General features: G+C 34.7%; 18 protein-coding genes. 17 read left to right on the forward strand and 1 reads right to left on the reverse strand.

Features of this window, described 5'->3' with window-relative positions; all coding sequences use genetic code 11:
- Position 1 precedes the first annotated feature (1 nt).
- The 13 genes from D1094_RS11670 to D1094_RS11730 all read left to right on the forward strand — a co-directional run bounded on the left by D1094_RS11670 (position 2) and on the right by D1094_RS11730 (position 12886).
- The gene (locus tag D1094_RS11670; RefSeq protein ID WP_118960279.1) at positions 2-655 is read left to right on the forward strand and encodes a gluconate 2-dehydrogenase subunit 3 family protein; all 654 of its coding nucleotides are present in this window, start codon (positions 2-4) and stop codon (positions 653-655) included.
- On the forward strand, positions 655-2394 hold the full coding sequence (locus D1094_RS11675; protein ID WP_118960280.1) for a GMC family oxidoreductase: 1740 nt from the start codon (positions 655-657) through the stop codon (positions 2392-2394). Before D1094_RS11670 ends, D1094_RS11675 begins: the two co-directional genes overlap by 1 nt.
- 226 nt (positions 2395-2620) lie before the next feature.
- Positions 2621-3484, forward strand: coding sequence for a YicC/YloC family endoribonuclease (locus D1094_RS11680; protein WP_118960281.1), 864 nt, complete (start codon positions 2621-2623; stop codon positions 3482-3484).
- 168 nt (positions 3485-3652) lie between these two features.
- Positions 3653-4870 carry a site-specific integrase gene (locus D1094_RS11685; protein WP_118960282.1) on the forward strand — a complete coding sequence of 406 codons (1218 nt, stop codon included), beginning with the start codon at positions 3653-3655 and terminating at the stop codon, positions 4868-4870.
- A complete protein-coding gene (locus D1094_RS11690) occupies positions 4860-5669 on the forward strand; it encodes a DUF6387 family protein (protein WP_118960283.1) in 810 nt (269 codons plus the stop codon). Before D1094_RS11685 ends, D1094_RS11690 begins: the two co-directional genes overlap by 11 nt.
- Positions 5670-5797: 128 nt before the next feature.
- Positions 5798-6067, forward strand: coding sequence for an AlpA family phage regulatory protein (locus D1094_RS11695; protein ID WP_118960284.1), 270 nt, complete (start codon positions 5798-5800; stop codon positions 6065-6067).
- Positions 6068-6120: 53 nt separating this feature from the next.
- A complete protein-coding gene (locus D1094_RS11700; RefSeq protein WP_118960285.1) occupies positions 6121-6519 on the forward strand; it encodes a hypothetical protein in 399 nt (132 codons plus the stop codon).
- Positions 6520-6792: 273 nt separating this feature from the next.
- Positions 6793-6990 (forward strand): hypothetical protein, encoded by a 198-nt coding sequence (locus tag D1094_RS11705; RefSeq protein WP_118960286.1) that lies wholly within the window; start codon positions 6793-6795, stop codon positions 6988-6990.
- 9 nt (positions 6991-6999) lie between these two features.
- Complete coding sequence (locus tag D1094_RS11710; protein ID WP_118960287.1) at positions 7000-7602, forward strand: tyrosine-type recombinase/integrase; 603 nt, start codon at positions 7000-7002, stop codon at positions 7600-7602.
- Between the two features lie 404 nt (positions 7603-8006).
- Positions 8007-8219 carry a hypothetical protein gene (locus tag D1094_RS11715; RefSeq protein WP_118960288.1) on the forward strand — a complete coding sequence of 71 codons (213 nt, stop codon included), beginning with the start codon at positions 8007-8009 and terminating at the stop codon, positions 8217-8219.
- Positions 8220-8515: 296 nt separating this feature from the next.
- Positions 8516-11536, forward strand: a complete 3021-nt coding sequence (locus D1094_RS11720) for an Eco57I restriction-modification methylase domain-containing protein (protein ID WP_182440170.1) — start codon at positions 8516-8518, stop codon at positions 11534-11536.
- On the forward strand, positions 11526-12203 hold the full coding sequence (locus tag D1094_RS11725) for a hypothetical protein (protein ID WP_118960290.1): 678 nt from the start codon (positions 11526-11528) through the stop codon (positions 12201-12203). The genes D1094_RS11720 and D1094_RS11725 overlap by 11 nt, the downstream gene beginning before the upstream one ends.
- 293 nt (positions 12204-12496) lie before the next feature.
- Positions 12497-12886, forward strand: coding sequence for a membrane lipoprotein lipid attachment site-containing protein (locus tag D1094_RS11730; protein WP_118960291.1), 390 nt, complete (start codon positions 12497-12499; stop codon positions 12884-12886).
- 2 nt (positions 12887-12888) lie between these two features.
- Here the strand turns inward: D1094_RS11730 and D1094_RS11735 are convergent, their stop codons facing one another.
- Positions 12889-13500: a 4'-phosphopantetheinyl transferase superfamily protein gene (locus D1094_RS11735; RefSeq protein WP_118960292.1), complete on the reverse strand. Its 612-nt coding sequence runs from the start codon at positions 13498-13500 to the stop codon at positions 12889-12891.
- A gap of 80 nt (positions 13501-13580) precedes the next feature.
- On the opposite strand from D1094_RS11735, the gene D1094_RS11740 reads away from it, so the two are divergent.
- From D1094_RS11740 to D1094_RS11755, 4 genes are read left to right on the forward strand one after another with little or no spacing between them, the layout of a single operon-like run.
- Positions 13581-14318 carry a beta-ketoacyl synthase chain length factor gene (locus tag D1094_RS11740; RefSeq protein ID WP_118960293.1) on the forward strand — a complete coding sequence of 246 codons (738 nt, stop codon included), beginning with the start codon at positions 13581-13583 and terminating at the stop codon, positions 14316-14318.
- Positions 14318-15088: a lysophospholipid acyltransferase family protein gene (locus tag D1094_RS11745; protein ID WP_118960294.1), complete on the forward strand. Its 771-nt coding sequence runs from the start codon at positions 14318-14320 to the stop codon at positions 15086-15088. Before D1094_RS11740 ends, D1094_RS11745 begins: the two co-directional genes overlap by 1 nt.
- Entirely contained in the window at positions 15081-15332 is a 252-nt protein-coding gene (locus D1094_RS11750; protein ID WP_118960295.1) for a phosphopantetheine-binding protein, read from the forward strand. Before D1094_RS11745 ends, D1094_RS11750 begins: the two co-directional genes overlap by 8 nt.
- A gap of 13 nt (positions 15333-15345) precedes the next feature.
- On the forward strand, positions 15346-15597 hold the full coding sequence (locus D1094_RS11755) for an acyl carrier protein (RefSeq protein WP_118960420.1): 252 nt from the start codon (positions 15346-15348) through the stop codon (positions 15595-15597).
- Positions 15598-15632: the final 35 nt, after the last annotated feature.

A 15632-nucleotide genomic window follows, 5' to 3' on the forward strand; every position in this document is an offset into this window, starting at 1 on the left:
ATTGAATTTTATAAAATCATTTTTTGATATCGCTTTCACTACACCAGAGTTTCTTAAAGAAAAACAACAAACAAGACGTCGATTACTCAAATCTGCTGCGGGAGTTTCTGCGTTAACGCTTTTTCCCGCATGGACGGTTACCGCGACTCAAAACAAACAACTAAGCACATTACTGACCACAGATCCGTGGAAAACCTTAAACAGCGTAATGAATCATTTATTGCCGGCCTCAAAAACAGGCCCAAGCGCTGAAGAGATTCAAGCGATGCCATTTTTATATAACTTAGTCTTTGAGCGCCCAACTCCCAAAGATGAAATAGAGTTTATTTTTAAAGGTGTAGAATGGCTAAATGGTTATACAAACCAGAAACTTAATCGTTCATTTGTTAAATTAACTTTTGACGAGAAAGAAACAATGTTACGCGATATTAGCCAATCGAACGCAGGCAGTAACTGGATAAATATGATGCTGACTAACCTATTAGAAGCCATGTTATCGCCACCCGCTTATGGTGGAAACCCTAATGGTATTGGCTGGCAATGGCTAGAACATAAAGCGGGCTTTCCTTTACCAGCAAAAGGGCAGCGCTATTTTGAATTACCTAAACGCGCTAGCATTATTAAATTGTCGCGTTTATCAGAGGAAAGCAGCTAATGGATTATGATATTTGTATTGTTGGCTCAGGCGCTGGTGCTTCCCCTATCGCTTATCGGTTATCGCAAGCTGGCGCAAAAGTTGTGGTGTTAGAAAAAGGCCCATGGTTAACCGAAAAAGAGTTTTTTAAAGACGAACAAACGATTAGTTTACATGATGCTTACAACCCATCTTTAGCTGACGAACAACACGTTATTGAAGAAGAATACCTTAACGATAAAAACGAAAGCTATTGGCAAGGCGAGCCAACTAGTGAGTCAGGCTGGAGTTGGTGGAACGGTACTGTGGTAGGTGGTTCATCAAATTTTATGAGTGGTTATTTTCATCGCTTAAAACCGATAGATTTTCGTTTGAAATCTGAATTTGGTGATATAGCAGGTGCCAATGTCGCAGACTGGCCTATTAGTTACGACGAACTAGAGCCATTCTACGCTATGGTAGAAAAAGAAGTAGGCGTTTCTGGCAAAACAGTTAAACACCCCCATCAAGAGCCACGTTCTACCGACTTCCCTTACCCTCCTGTTGCTGAGTTACCTGTTGCTTCATGGATAGATAAAGCAGCGGCAGATATCGGTTTTCATGCTATTCCGGTACCTAGAGCCATATTATCGCAACCTGATAAAGGCCGACGTAGTTGTGAATACTCAGGCTATTGCAGTAGCTATGGCTGCTCTTCAGGCGCTAAAGGTAGCGGTCGTGCCGCGTTATTAAATCAAGCTGTTGCTTCAGGTAATTGCACCATAAAACCTAACTCAAAAGTTTATAATATTGCCACTGATAGCGAAGGAAAAATCACGGCCGTGCAGTATTACGACGGAGTAGGTAAAAAACAACAAATCAGCGCAAAAATATATGTTGTCGCCTGCCAAGCGGTTGAAACATCACGTTTATTATTAGCTTCAAAGGGCGAGAAATTCCCTCATGGATTAGCGAATAATAGTAAACAAGTGGGAAAAAACTTACTCTTTAGTGGTGGTGGTACAGGCCAAGGTGACTTTATTTTTGACGAATTCAATGATGAAAAGGTTGCACAGTTAAAGCAAGTAGGGCCTTTTATCAATCGAGCATTGCAAGATTGGTATCAAATAAACGATGAACAATTTGCCAAATCAAACGCAGGTATTAGTCAAGATGGCCAAGCAAAAGGCGGCACTATAGACTTTCTTTTTCATCAAAACCCTATCGCGCGCGCGCAAGGTAGTCAATGGCAAGAAGATAACAATAGTGTTGAAAGCTTAGTATGGGGTGAACAACTTAAACAAGCTTTGAAGCAAGAGTTCACTACCTATAAAACATTACGATTTGAAGTATTTAACGATTGGCTACCCACCGACGATTGCTTTGTCAGTTTAGACGAAGACATTACCGATAAATGGGGCGACCCAGTCGCTAAAGTACGTATTGGCTATCATAATCATGACCTTGAAGTAGGTGAGTTTTTGGCTCAAAAAGGTGAGCAATTACTAACGGCAATGGGTGCTAAAAACGTTTCATCTTCGATAAGCGGATCTCCTTCGAGTAATTTAATGGCTGGCGGTTGTCGCTTTGGTAATGACCCCAAAACATCAGTATTAAATAAAAATTGTAGGGCACATGAAGTAGACAATCTTTATGTAACAGACGGTTCATTTATGCCAACGGGAGGGAGCGTACCCTATACCTTCACCATTTACGCTAACTCATTTAGGGTGGCTGAGAAAATAACCAAACATTGGCAAAGTTTATCGCAGCAAAGCTAAGGCTTTAACATGTCGAGATACTTGTTTACTAATAAATATTTAATGCCTTTTCAGTTTTGTGATTATCAGGCTAAATATCAATATTATTCATCCTCTTAACAATACCCTAGCTACGTATTAAAAGGTAAGGCATAATTGCGTTAACTTAAGTATCAAAAAACTATTGCAGGTATTCAATTCACTGCATTTAAGATACTTACCATTAACGCAATGATAGGTAATTATTATGATCCACAGTATGACAGCATTCGCACGCCACGAAGTAAAAGGCGATTGGGGCAATGCTATTTGGGAAATTCGCTCAGTAAACCAACGTTTTTTAGAAACCTACTTTAGATTACCTGAACAATTTAGAGGCATAGAGCCCCTATTGCGAGAGCGCTTTAGAAAACAATTAAACCGAGGCAAAGTAGAATGTAGTCTTCGTTTTAATGCCAACCCTGCCGCTAAAAGTGAAGTAACCATTAACGAAAAATTAGCCCTGCAACTTATTCAGCATGCCAACTGGGTTAATGAACAAACCTTAAATAGCCAAGTAAACCCAATTGAAGTTATGCGCTGGCCTGGTGTTATGGAAGCAGCAGAAGCAGACATATCAACGATTCAAGCAGAACTACTCGCAGGCTTTGATATTGCAATTAAAGACTTTATTAACGCAAGAGCCAGCGAAGGTGAAAACCTTAAAGCGATGATTGAACAGCGCTTAGACGCTATAACCATTGAAGCAGATAAAGTTCAAGAACAAATGCCAGCCATTATAGAATGGCAGCGTACCCGTATTACCGATAAATTTACCGACGCCAAAATAGATCTAGACTCAAGCCGCGTAGAACAAGAATTAGTATTACTTGCACAAAAAATGGATGTTGCTGAAGAAATTGATCGCCTAAAAAGCCATGTAAGCGAAACTCAAAAAATCTTGAAAAAAGGTGGTGCACAAGGTCGTCGCTTAGATTTCATGATGCAAGAGTTTAACCGTGAAGCGAATACCTTAGGCTCCAAATCAATCAATACCGACATAACTGCTAGCGCTGTAGAATTAAAAGTACTGATTGAGCAAATGCGCGAGCAGATCCAAAATATTGAGTAATTTTACCACCCGTTACCATTTGCAATAAATAACAATTAAAGCCTCGTTTTGCGGGGCTTTTTTGTTTCTGTGTATTTCCATTCGTTCATAGGTGTTGTAGTATTTCTGGTGGGCAATATGGTGAGCGCATGATCACCATTAAAACATCATTGGTGGGCAATTAACAATATGGCAACTATCACAGCAAAACAAATACAGGCTTTTGTAAAAGGTGAACCTAAAAGACACCCCATCGGTAGTGGCTTGTATTTAGTTGTAAGAAACTCAGCAACTCCTTATTGGATGTTGCGCTATTCATCAAATGGTAAGAGAAAAGAAATTACATTAGGTCAGTACCCTGATTTATCATTAGCCGATGCTAAAGCTGATGCAGCTATAAAAAAGCGTGAAGTCAATTTAGGATATGACCCTCTAATCGCTAGAAAACGAATTAAAGAGCAATCCATTAAGCTAGTTGATGATCTCTTTGCTGATTGGTTTGATAATGATATTGCTAAGCGCCTTAAACACCCGAATATACCCAAACGAGTTTATACCAATGATGTTAAGCCCTTTATCGGTGATATACCCCTTGATCAAGTAAATGCCCGTGATATTCGCAAAATCATTCAAGCGATATCTGATGATCGGCCAACAATTGCTAATGATGCGTTAATGTATTTAAAGCAATTATTCAGGCATGGCATAAAGTTGGATTTGATTGCTCATAATCCTGCTAGCGCGTTTACTGTTTCTGATGCTGGTGGTGTTGAAAAAAGTAAAGATAGATATTTAACTTTGGATGAAATCACCAAAGCTTTCAAAATATTTAAACAGCACCAAGCGAAGTTTAATCGAGATAACTATTTAGCTTGTGCTTTGCTTGTGACGTTAGGTGTTCGTAAAAGTGAGCTTTGTTGCGCTAAGTGGAAAGAATTTGAACTTGATAAAGCTTTGTGGCACTTGCCCGAAGGGAGAAGTAAAACAGGTGCACCAATTACCATTCCTTTACCTAAACAAGTATTAGTATGGCTAAATGAGCTAACTATACGCGCTTGTGGTTCTGATTATGTATTCCCCGCAAGGCGAGCATCGAAAAAACCTCACATGGGCGACGATACGTTAAATAGGGCTATTTCATCAATGTTTGGGCGTGAAGCTGGTCGTAAAATACAACCACCCAATTTAATGGGGGATATGAAACCATTCTCACCGCATGACCTAAGACGAACATTTAGAAGTTTAGCGGCTTCTCAAGGAGTACCTGGTCATGTAGCTGAACGATGTCTTAATCATAAATTAAAAGGTGTTGAGGGGATTTATGATCGCCATGATTATCTTGAAGAGCGCAAAGAGGCGCATACTCTAGTCACAAACTTATTAGAGCCCGTTATCAATGGAAAATAACCCGAAAAAAATAGATTGTGTGCGCAGGCTAAAAAGATTAGCGAAGTGGTATCGGCCAAATAGGTATGCTTGGGTGAAAGATGCCTCATTATCTAAGATTAGTGATGAGCTATCGAGCAGACGAGTGGCTTATCATGAGTTAAAAAATAATAGCTTTGAAGATGGTTATATCGGGGATTTATTTTCTATAACTTTAGAGGAGTTACCTGCCAAAGAACCAAGTAATATTGAGTGTGAAAGAATTCACGAAGAGTTATATAAAAGTGATGTTTATCCTGTTTCCATGGGGCATATACTTTTATGTGAAAAGAAATATAAAACGCGCTCAGATTATGATGCAGATCCGTTTTCACAAAAGAATACTATGCAATTTCTGGCAGATAGCGATGAAGACATTTGGGTTAACTTACCGCTTTATATGCGAGATTCAGATATATTGGACGAAGTTCAAAAACTATTAAACCAGCTTAGAGCTAAGCTCAATAAGCCTCAACCAGATAATTACAAAATGAAGTCCCGTATAGAAAGACTAAAAAGAGGTGGGATTTTTGAGTATTTGGATTTAGATATTTGGGCGAAAGCAAATGGCTATTTACTTAATTTAAGTACCATTGCTCAAGCTATTAATTCGCATACTGTAGATACAGACCTTTATAGTTCAGGTTCAGAAAAGAAAGTTTATGATAAAAGAACTGTTTCGGATGATATAAAGCGACAAGCTGAAATTGCGATTACATTAAAGTTTTCTGATAAATTAGATTTAATTTTAGCTAATCAAAATAACGAAGATGTTGCGTAGCCCTTTAAAATCAATACAACCACGTATCGTGGTTTCTCCACTGTAGTTTTTATCAAAAAATCTACGGACAACAGCAATATTTTACGCACTAGTATATGCCAATCCCTATACGAACAGGCAGAGGCATTATGACAGCACAATACACCCAACCCACCCCAGAGAAACGAAAAGAACTACTACAAATAGTTGGTGAATCAGATCGCTTAGTAAAGGATCTAGAACGTAAGAAGCTGACAACTTTGAGTCGAACACAGACGTGGAAGTTAGAAAAGCAAGGCCTACACCCACAACGCCGTCAACTCAGCACTAACTCAGTAGCTTGGTTATTGTCAGACCTTTTATGGTTTATCTATAAGCAGGAACCAACAAGCAACACTAATAAAAAATCTAATTCCTAAAATATTTAACCATGTAAATAGTAATCGGTCTTCAATATTCTTATAGGTAATTTATGGGGTTTGAAAAAAATAAGCGGTCTAAGCCTAAAGAGCGTTTTGCTGGTATTCCTCATGTTGTTATGAATCATATTGATTATATTGAACTCAGTGGTAATGCTATCAAATTATTGCTAGAGGCTGCTAGGCAATACAATGGCAGAAATAACGGAAAACTATGCTTTGTTTGGTCACAAATGGTTGAACGTGGCTGGAAATCTAAAACGACTTTAAGCTCTGCAAAAAAGGAATTATTAGCAAAAAACTTACTTGTTATTAGCAAATATGGGGGCTTACTCCATGGTAAGGGAATACCTCAATATTATGCTTTAACTTGGCAAGCGATAGATGAAATTAACGGCTTTGAAATTGATGTTGAGCCAACAATAAAACCGATGAGAAACTTTCGGTTATAAAAATATCCTAGTCCAGTTTCTATACCGTATCAGTCCAAAAGCTGGACTAGTATCGGTACAAAATATGGACTAGGGCTATATTTTTCGGTACAGAAATTGGACTAAGAGAGAAAGCTTAAACCCTAATTTTTAAATACGCATAAAGTTAGTGTTTGCAAACTACTGTAGTCCAGTTATTGGACTCCTATATATATAACCATATTCCAAGTATGCGAAAACGCTTGGTTAAGTGAAAAAATTAAATAAATTTAAAAAACATTAAGTGGAAATAGTATGTGTAAGCAATTAAAAATAATAGAAGTGATAACTAGTAAAGCAGATCAAATAAACGTCATAGCATCAGTTGCACAACAAGGCAGTATAGAAGAGTTAAATGCAGATAAAATTGAAAGTCTATTCGGGCTAATAATGCAGATATCTAAAGACATATCATTGATAGCGAATCAGAGTGTATTTACAGAGGGTGCATAAATTCTAATTATGCCTAGAGTACATTCAACCAGAGATCGTGACGAGTTTAATATTGTCCTTAAAGCGTTAGAGAGGAATCGTGGTATTAAAGCTCGTTGGATCGCAGAACTTACAGCACTTTGGGCATTGAGAATTAGTGATTTACTTGTAATCACAACAAGTCAAATTGATCAGTCATTTAATACTGGTGAGTTTGTAATCATTGAAAGCAAAACTAAAAAAAGGAAGGTCATTACCCTAACCAAACATGCAATAAAGTTGCTAGACGAAATGCGACTAACATTTCCAAATGATGTTTATTTATTTGAGAGTAGATATGGTGGGAAAAGGAAACCGATTAGTCGTAAAACTGTTTGGCGTTGGATGTGTGAAGTTGAACCTGATGTTATTAAATGGCGTAGATCTTGTGGCCGTCTGGGTGGAGTTAACTTAGGTACTCATTCATTACGAAAGTCAGGATCAAGGTTAAGGCAGCAAGCGGGTGTTTCATTGGAAGAACTCCAACAGTTATTGAACCATAGTAAACCAGAAACGACGATTAATTATCTTGATAACAATGAGCAAGATTTGGTAGATACGTTTGTTGCTGGTGATAAAGCTTTGTTTGGATAAGTTAATTAACTTGAGACAGTTTATAAGTTACGTCCCAACAGTAAGTTAATGTATTGATATTTAAGGAATCATAGTCCTGTAGATTTAACATGACTTTAATATTGACATTTATGTTATTGGTAAGAGATAAAGCTATATATATCAAATGACTACTTGTAAATAGATGTTCTGAAAACTATAGGGGACCCTGAGAGTTTCATTAGTAACCACGGGTGCGAGGCTCGCGGTAATTGAAAAATATTTACGTCTACCATAGTGCAGCATCAGCTTTACCACTTGGGTGGTAAATTACTTGTATTTATTGGGCTGTAGCTTGCTGAATTTGAGTTTTTAAATACTGTAAATACTATTTTCAATTTATAGATAAAGAAAATGTAATATTTAAACAATAAGGATAGAAAGTCATGACTTCATGGTACAAAGTAGAGATAAATAAAAGAATAATTTATGCAGTAAGAATAGACGATGATAAATTAAGTGATGAAAAAAAATTAGATGAAGCTGCCCATTTAGCCGCTAATCATGAAAATGATTTTGAAGAACTTATTTGTTCACCACTTGAAGTGGGTGATATTACTAAAGTATTAAATGAGGCTGATACTGTGATAACTCACTGAATTTCTACCTATAAGACCAACCTCGATATTTTACATGCAGGCATGAGAAATTGTTTATTGCAATAAGAATCTAGCGCTATATTTCATATCGAAATAGGAAATCGCATACTGTTTAAATGTACAGTATTGGTTTGGCGTGTTATAATAAAGTAGTTATTACTAGTAAAAGTATGACACTATACAAGTTGTAGCTTATAAAGTGCCATTATTTCCTTGGAAATAGTGGCCTATTGTTAGATTAAAGAAAAAGAAGAAAACTGTTGAACCGTCTAAATCATATATTTAAAAAGTTGAATTTGACGAAAGAAAATGGCCTTTATGTTGCTGGTGAGCATAGAGAAAGCTTATTTTCTAATCGTGTAGAAAGACTTTTACTTAAAACTATTCAACCTGATGCTTTCTTCTGTATCGATAATAAACCACTGATTCTTTTTTTTGAAAATTTAGGAAATGAAAAAGAAGCTAAGCTTAGGGATATTTGGAATTTCAATGAATCGCCAATAATAATTATATCAGAATCGGATTCTGTAGAAATTTATAACGGCTTTAAATATTTGACTGATGAAAATACTCTTGAATTATTTGGTAAAGATGAAGCTTTGTCAGATTTTTCATATTTTGAGTTAGTTACAGGTAATACGTGGGAAAAACATCAAAAAGGTTTTGAATCTACCAATCGAATAGATTACCACTTACTCGAAAATATTAAGTCAGCGAGAGATATCCTAATTTCAAAGTTTTTATCTCCCGAGCTCACAAATTCTCTTATTGGTAAAGTTATTTTTGTTCGTTATTTAATTGATAGAAAAATCAAATTGGATTTTGAGCAGCGTGGACAGTCTCGAATATGGAGCAATTCTGATTTTTGTTCTCTCCTTTCAGACAAAATTAAAGTTAACGACTTCTTTAATTACTTAAAAGAAAAATTCAATGGTGATTTATTTCCAATTACTAAAAATGAAATTGATGATATCCCTAAAGAATGTCTGGATGTATTAGTTGACTTGTTATCTGGTGACAAAGTAGGACTAGGGCAAAGATCACTTTTCGATTTATATGATTTTTCAATTATCCCTGTTGAATTCATTAGTAATGTATATGAGTTATTCATTGGGCAAGTTCAGCAAGAAGAACAAGGTGCATACTACACACCATTGTTTCTAGTAGATTATATTTTAGCTGAAACTGTTGAGAAGAAAATCTCTAAGGACGCTATTTATAGCTGTAAAGTACTTGATCCATCATGTGGTTCAGGGATTTTTCTTGTTGAAACTTTAAGAAAAATTATTGAGCAATACCAAAAGCAGAATCCGAACTACTTATCAAATCACATTCAATATACAAATGATTTGAAGCATCTTGCTTTAGATAATATCTTTGGAGTAGATAAGGATAGGAGCGCAATTAATGTAGCTATTTTTTCTATATATTTAACTCTTTTAGATTACCAAACCCCTTCCGATATAGAGTCTTTCAGATTTCCCGTTTTACTTAATAATAATTTCTTTGCATCTGATTTTTTTGATCAAGAAGCAAACTTTAATGAAGTGTTCAGAGAGAAAGATTTTGATTTTATTCTAGGGAACCCTCCTTGGAAAGGTAATGGAATTGGACAAGAAGGAAAGAAATATTTAAAAGATAGATTAAATAGAGAAAAGGACAAAGATAAGAAATATCCCATTGCTATCAATAATGGAGAGATTGTCGAAGGTTTTATTTTTAGAGTAAGTGATTTTAGTAGTCATGATACTAAAACAGCCCTTATTGTAAGAAGCACAATTCTTTACAACAAAGGGTATTCAGAACAAAGTAAATTTAGACAATACCTTTTAGAAGAATTTTATGTGGATAGAATTTTCGAGTTAGCTCCTGTTCGATTTGAAGTTTTTGATAGGTCTAATGACCCTGCTGTAGCCCCTGCAGCTGTATTATTTTATAGGTATGCACATGGATTAAATACTGATGATAATACCGTAGAACATATAACTTTAAAGCCAAGTCGTTTTTTCTCTTTATTTAAAGTTTTCTCTATTAGTAGGCCAGACTATAAGAAGCTTATACAAATTAAGTTAAAAAAGTATGACTGGTTATGGAAAACATTAGTTTATGGCTCTTACCTTGACTTTAATTTCATTGCTCGATTAAAGGCGGATTTTAAATCCTTGAAGTCAGTCTTGGCGAACAAAAAACTTTTTAAAAAAGGCACAGGGGTAAAGCTAAGCAAGACTCCTTTAGAAGACACATCTCATCTTATTGGGAAGCCTTTTATTGATAGTAGAGATATTGAACCATTTTGGGCAAATACAAATGAATTACCTGAATTTACTTTAGATAAAGTAGGAAGAAAACGAGATTTAGACCTGTTTAAAGGAACTGTTTTATTAGTTAGAAATGGACTTGATACCCACTTGTTTAAACCACGAGCAGCAATCGTTGAATCTGATATTGTTTATAAAAACTCATTAACGGGTATAAAGCCCATTTCTGGTAAAGCTAAAAGAATTCTAAAAAATATTTCAGCTAACCTTTATTCTGATTTATATCCGTATATAGCAATACATACTTTTTGTTCAATAGGAATTGAAAGAGAGCAAACTAAAGAATATGAAAAATTTGATATCCCTTATGTTGATAACTCTTTAGATGAAATTGTTAATGAGATATCTAGAACTAAAGATCTCCTGTACTCCGAGAGGCAAGAAGTTCTTATCAATAACGCAAAAGTATCTAGTTTAAAAAAGGTTGTTGCTGAAAATCTAAAAATAATTAACCAGATTATTTTTGAAAAACTTTCTATTAATGAAAATAGTTTGGAGTCTTCTTTAATTGATTACGCTTTAAATGTAAGTAGGCCATTAATTACAAAAGATAAAGACCCGCTGATAGTAAAATCTTTGTTCGGCTCTATTCCTGAAAATAGTCAGTATTTAGAAGATTATTCGAAAATATTTTTTGATAGGTTTAACTGTATATATGAGAAGTTAGATAAGAAATTAATTGTTGAAATCAAACATACGGATAAAATCTTAGGATTGTTTTTTAAATTGGTACCTCTAAATTCATTAGATGATTCCTTGCAAATAACAAAATTAGAAAGCTCTTCGATTCTTAGTTTACTTTCGTCTATTGGCGTCGAAAAAATTACAGATAGGCTTTTTATACAAAAAGATGTTCGTGGATTTGAAAAAGATGGATTTTATATAATTAAACCGAATGAACAAAGGCTTTGGCATAAGGCTATGGCTCATTTTGATGTAAATGAATTCATGGATGCGATTTTAGTATCAGGTAGTAAAGGGAAAAGTGATGTTTCCTAGTTTAGATGCCACAAACTTTCAATCTTCTACATTGGTTTACGCAATAAAATTTGAAGACATACTCTCTAAAATTGTTCGCTGTTATAACATGATGGTTTCTGATTGTGTAGCTTTAGAAAATAATGAAAATGAGATAAGAGATGTGCTCTTATATAAGTATTTAAAGAATAATAGTGTAAGACAGAGTTTAGGGTTCGTTTCGGATCAAATTCATTTTGAAAGTGAAGTAAGAGAAGATCACTCTGTTGGTAGAACTGATTTAAAAATAATTTCACCTAATATATTTGAAAAGCAAGAAGCTTATTACATAATTGAATGTAAAAGATTGGATAAAAAATATGCAACAGGGAGTTCTGGATTAAATAAAAAATATATTGATGAAGGCATGTTTCGTTTTACTTCAAAGTATTATTCTTCTTATTACAGAGTGAATGCAATGCTTGGTTTTGTTGTTGATGACATGGATATTCGATTAAATACCAATCATATAAATCAACTCTTACTTGATACATCTTCAATTATAACTTTAAAGAAAATAACTCAGGGTAATTTTATAAATAACTTTGAGTATCACTATCATTCACAACATAGAGATGTTGATAACGAAGAATTGAAGATCTATCATTTAATGCTAGATTTTAATTTGAATATCCAAAAGCCTAAGTAAAAACTTATTCGAATGGTGGGCTAAATGGTGGGCTAAAGAGAGCTCCTATGTGGATTGATTATCCAAACTCATGTTTTTAAATGTTTTTTCACTAATACTCTATATTCAGATCCAAAACATAGAGTAGACAATTTAGTACCTGTTATTTAGCGGCATTGATATATTAAGTGTTAACAACCGCTAACTACAATTTGAAAGCAGGATAATCAGTTATTCACATTGCTAATGTAGAAATAAAACTCGCTATCATTTACAATCTTTTTTTTGGAAGTAACTTAAAAAATGGATTCAATGTGAAAAAAATAATCTTAGTAGTCATTGCAGTTTTTATTTTATCAGCTTGTAAAACAACGCCTGTTTATAACGTAGATAATTCGAACGTACCTGAGGGCATAACTGCAAAACAAGTAGAAAAAAATATAGTAAAGGCTTTAAACCAAAAAGGTTGGAAAATTACTGATAAAAGTAAAGATGCGATTATTGCTGAAATCAACGTAAGATCACATTTTGCTAAAATTAAAATATCTTTTGATGAAAAACAATATGCTATCGATTATGTAGACAGTACAAACTTAAAATATAATGCTCAAAAAAATACGATTCACAAAAACTATAATAACTGGATTATCTATATAGACAGGTTAATTCAATCGGGTTTAATAGAAGACAGTTATAACAATTAATTTTAAATCTTTGTTGCTATTGAAACAACATAGTCATCTTCGATTAGACTAGACAGCTGATAGTTACGTTTCAGCACACTTGAAGATTCATTTAACGTATTGAATATTGAGGTGTTTAACAATTTGGTTAGCGCCTCTTTTTCAGTCCAGATCTTATAAAATTCATTAATTGGATTCTGCGATGAATGTATTAATTCACGATCTTCTTCACAATAAAAATTAAGTGCTATTGATGCTATATCTCTGTTAGTTTTCTGCTCAATATCTACGCCTATACTTTCATTTAAGGCACAAAAGCTAAAAGCGATATATTCTCCACTATGACTTAAGGAAAGTTTTTGTATTAATTCTTGCTGTTGAAATACACCTGCAGCGCCAATTTCAGGGCAGTATTTTATAGTGAGTATTTTTGCTTGCTGCTTTTTCTTGTTCAACGCTTTCTTTATCAAATAACGGCTAAATATAAACTCTGAAGCTTTACGTTGCCTCTTTGCAAGGATCAACAACTCTTCAGAGCTTAAATAATCCTGTTGGTATTGGTTTTTTGAGGTGTCCATTTTGCCAATATATAGCGTTTTATCCTTCCCTTGCTGCTTGATTAAAAAAGATTTCATAATGTAACAATATTGTAGAGAAAATACCTATTTGGTAAAATAAATGAGAAATCACCCAGTTATAGCAAAAGCATAACGTAATGAAACTATATATAAATAAAATTCACGTATGGCTAAATGGACTTAATGATAGCACTTCGCTAAATTCATGGGCAAATGGCGATATAGAATTACCGAATACTTATGCTTTACCAAAACCGGCATATTACCCAAAAACTCAACTAAGGCGATTAAGTCCCTTTAGTAGAGTAGCCCTGCATTGTTTAGATATGCCACAAGTCCTAACTGCGTCACTTCCTTTGATTTTTGCATCACGACACGGTGATTTAGCTAAGACAGTGAAGCTAATTAAAGATTCAGCATCTGGCGAAGACTTATCACCAACACAATTTGCATTATCAGTTCATAATGCAACCTCAGGCCTGTTTGGTATAGCAACAAAAAATACCACTGCAACCACAACGATTAGTGCTAGTAAAAATACCTTTATCGAGGGGTTGATTGAAGCGTTAATGCAATGTCAAAAAAATCACGAAGAAGTACTTTATTGTTATTGTGATTTTGATGTTCCTGATGAATATCGTCAATATGAAGAGAAGCAACCGGCAAGATGTATTGCATTATTGCTTTCCGCCGTTAAAAGTAAAGAGACGCTTGTAAGTATCGATTTATCGCCAAATAGCACCTTATCAAATAAAAAAAGCGTACAAAGCAAGCAAGAAACCCCGCCCTGTATTGATTTTATTCGACACATGTACTGTCAAAGTCAAGAGAATATAGCGTGTAAAAACTACACTCTCTCTTTAGGCTTTCATTAATGCAAAAGTTAAATTATTTGTGGCGTATTGTCGCGACTGGAATATGCTTTTTTACTTTTGGTCTTGGTGCATTGTTCATTTCTTCTCTTATCTTCCCACTACAAGCATTGTTTATTAAAAATAAATCAAAACGCAAACAAAAAGCGAGATTTACGATTCATAAATCGTTTGCTTTTTTTATCCACCTAATGCAATGCTTGGGAATTTTAACAGTAAACAAGCATAATTTCAGTCAACTGCAGGCTTTGCGAGGCAAAGTAGTGATAGCCAATCATCCATCATTAATAGATGTAGTTGCCATAATTGCTTACCTTCCTAATGCCAACTGTGTAGTGAAATCAGCACTTTTTAAAAACCCTTTTTTGCGAGGAGTTGTAAAACGTGTAGGGTATATAGACAACGACAGTTCAGAGCAATTGTTTATTGATTGTGCCAATAGCTTGTCTGAAGGTAGTAATATTGTTGTTTTTCCTGAGGGCACGCGTAGTAAGAGTGGACAACCACTTAAATTTAAAAGAGGTGCCGCAAATATTGCAATACGTTGTCAAACAAATTACCAACCAATCACCATTTCTGTTGTTCCAACTACACTAACTAAACAAGAATCATGGTATGATGTGCCGCATAAAAAATTTGTAATTACCCTAACTGCCTTAGCAGAAATTGATAACAGCAAATATTTTAATCATGAAAACATTTCATTGGCAGTACGAGCACTTACCCGTGAAACAGAGCAGTATTTTTGTAAGGAATTAAAATTAAATGGCTGACATTAAAGCGACATTAAAAGCATTGATTATTGACACTCTAGACTTAGAAGATATTTCACCTGAAGATATCATTGATAATGAACCACTCTTCGGTGATGGTTTAGGGTTGGACTCTATCGATGCCTTAGAATTAGGCTTAGCAATAAAGAAAACTTTTGATGTGAAAATTGAAGCTAACTCTGAAAAAACTAAAGAACATTTTTACTCTATTGATAACTTAGTTAAATTTATTGAACAAAATTAGTATTGAGAAAACCATGCAAACTAAAGAAGAACTACTAACCATGTTAACCGAATTATTGGTTAATGAATTTGAAATTCCAGCAGAGGATATTACCTTAGGAGCATCATTATATGAAGAATTAGACCTTGATAGTATTGATGCCGTTGACCTTGTAGTTCGTTTACGCGAAATAACTGGCAAAAAAATTGCGCCTGAATCTTTTAAAGAAGTGCGTACCGTTGAAGATATCGTTAATGCATTATTACAACTAACTTCAGCAGCATAACCCTCACGACAATAGAGTATCGGTAATAATATCGT

Origin of the sequence: Colwellia sp. RSH04 (genome assembly GCF_003545765.1) — a bacterium.
In the GTDB taxonomy this organism is placed as follows: Bacteria; Pseudomonadota; Gammaproteobacteria; order Enterobacterales; family Alteromonadaceae; genus Colwellia.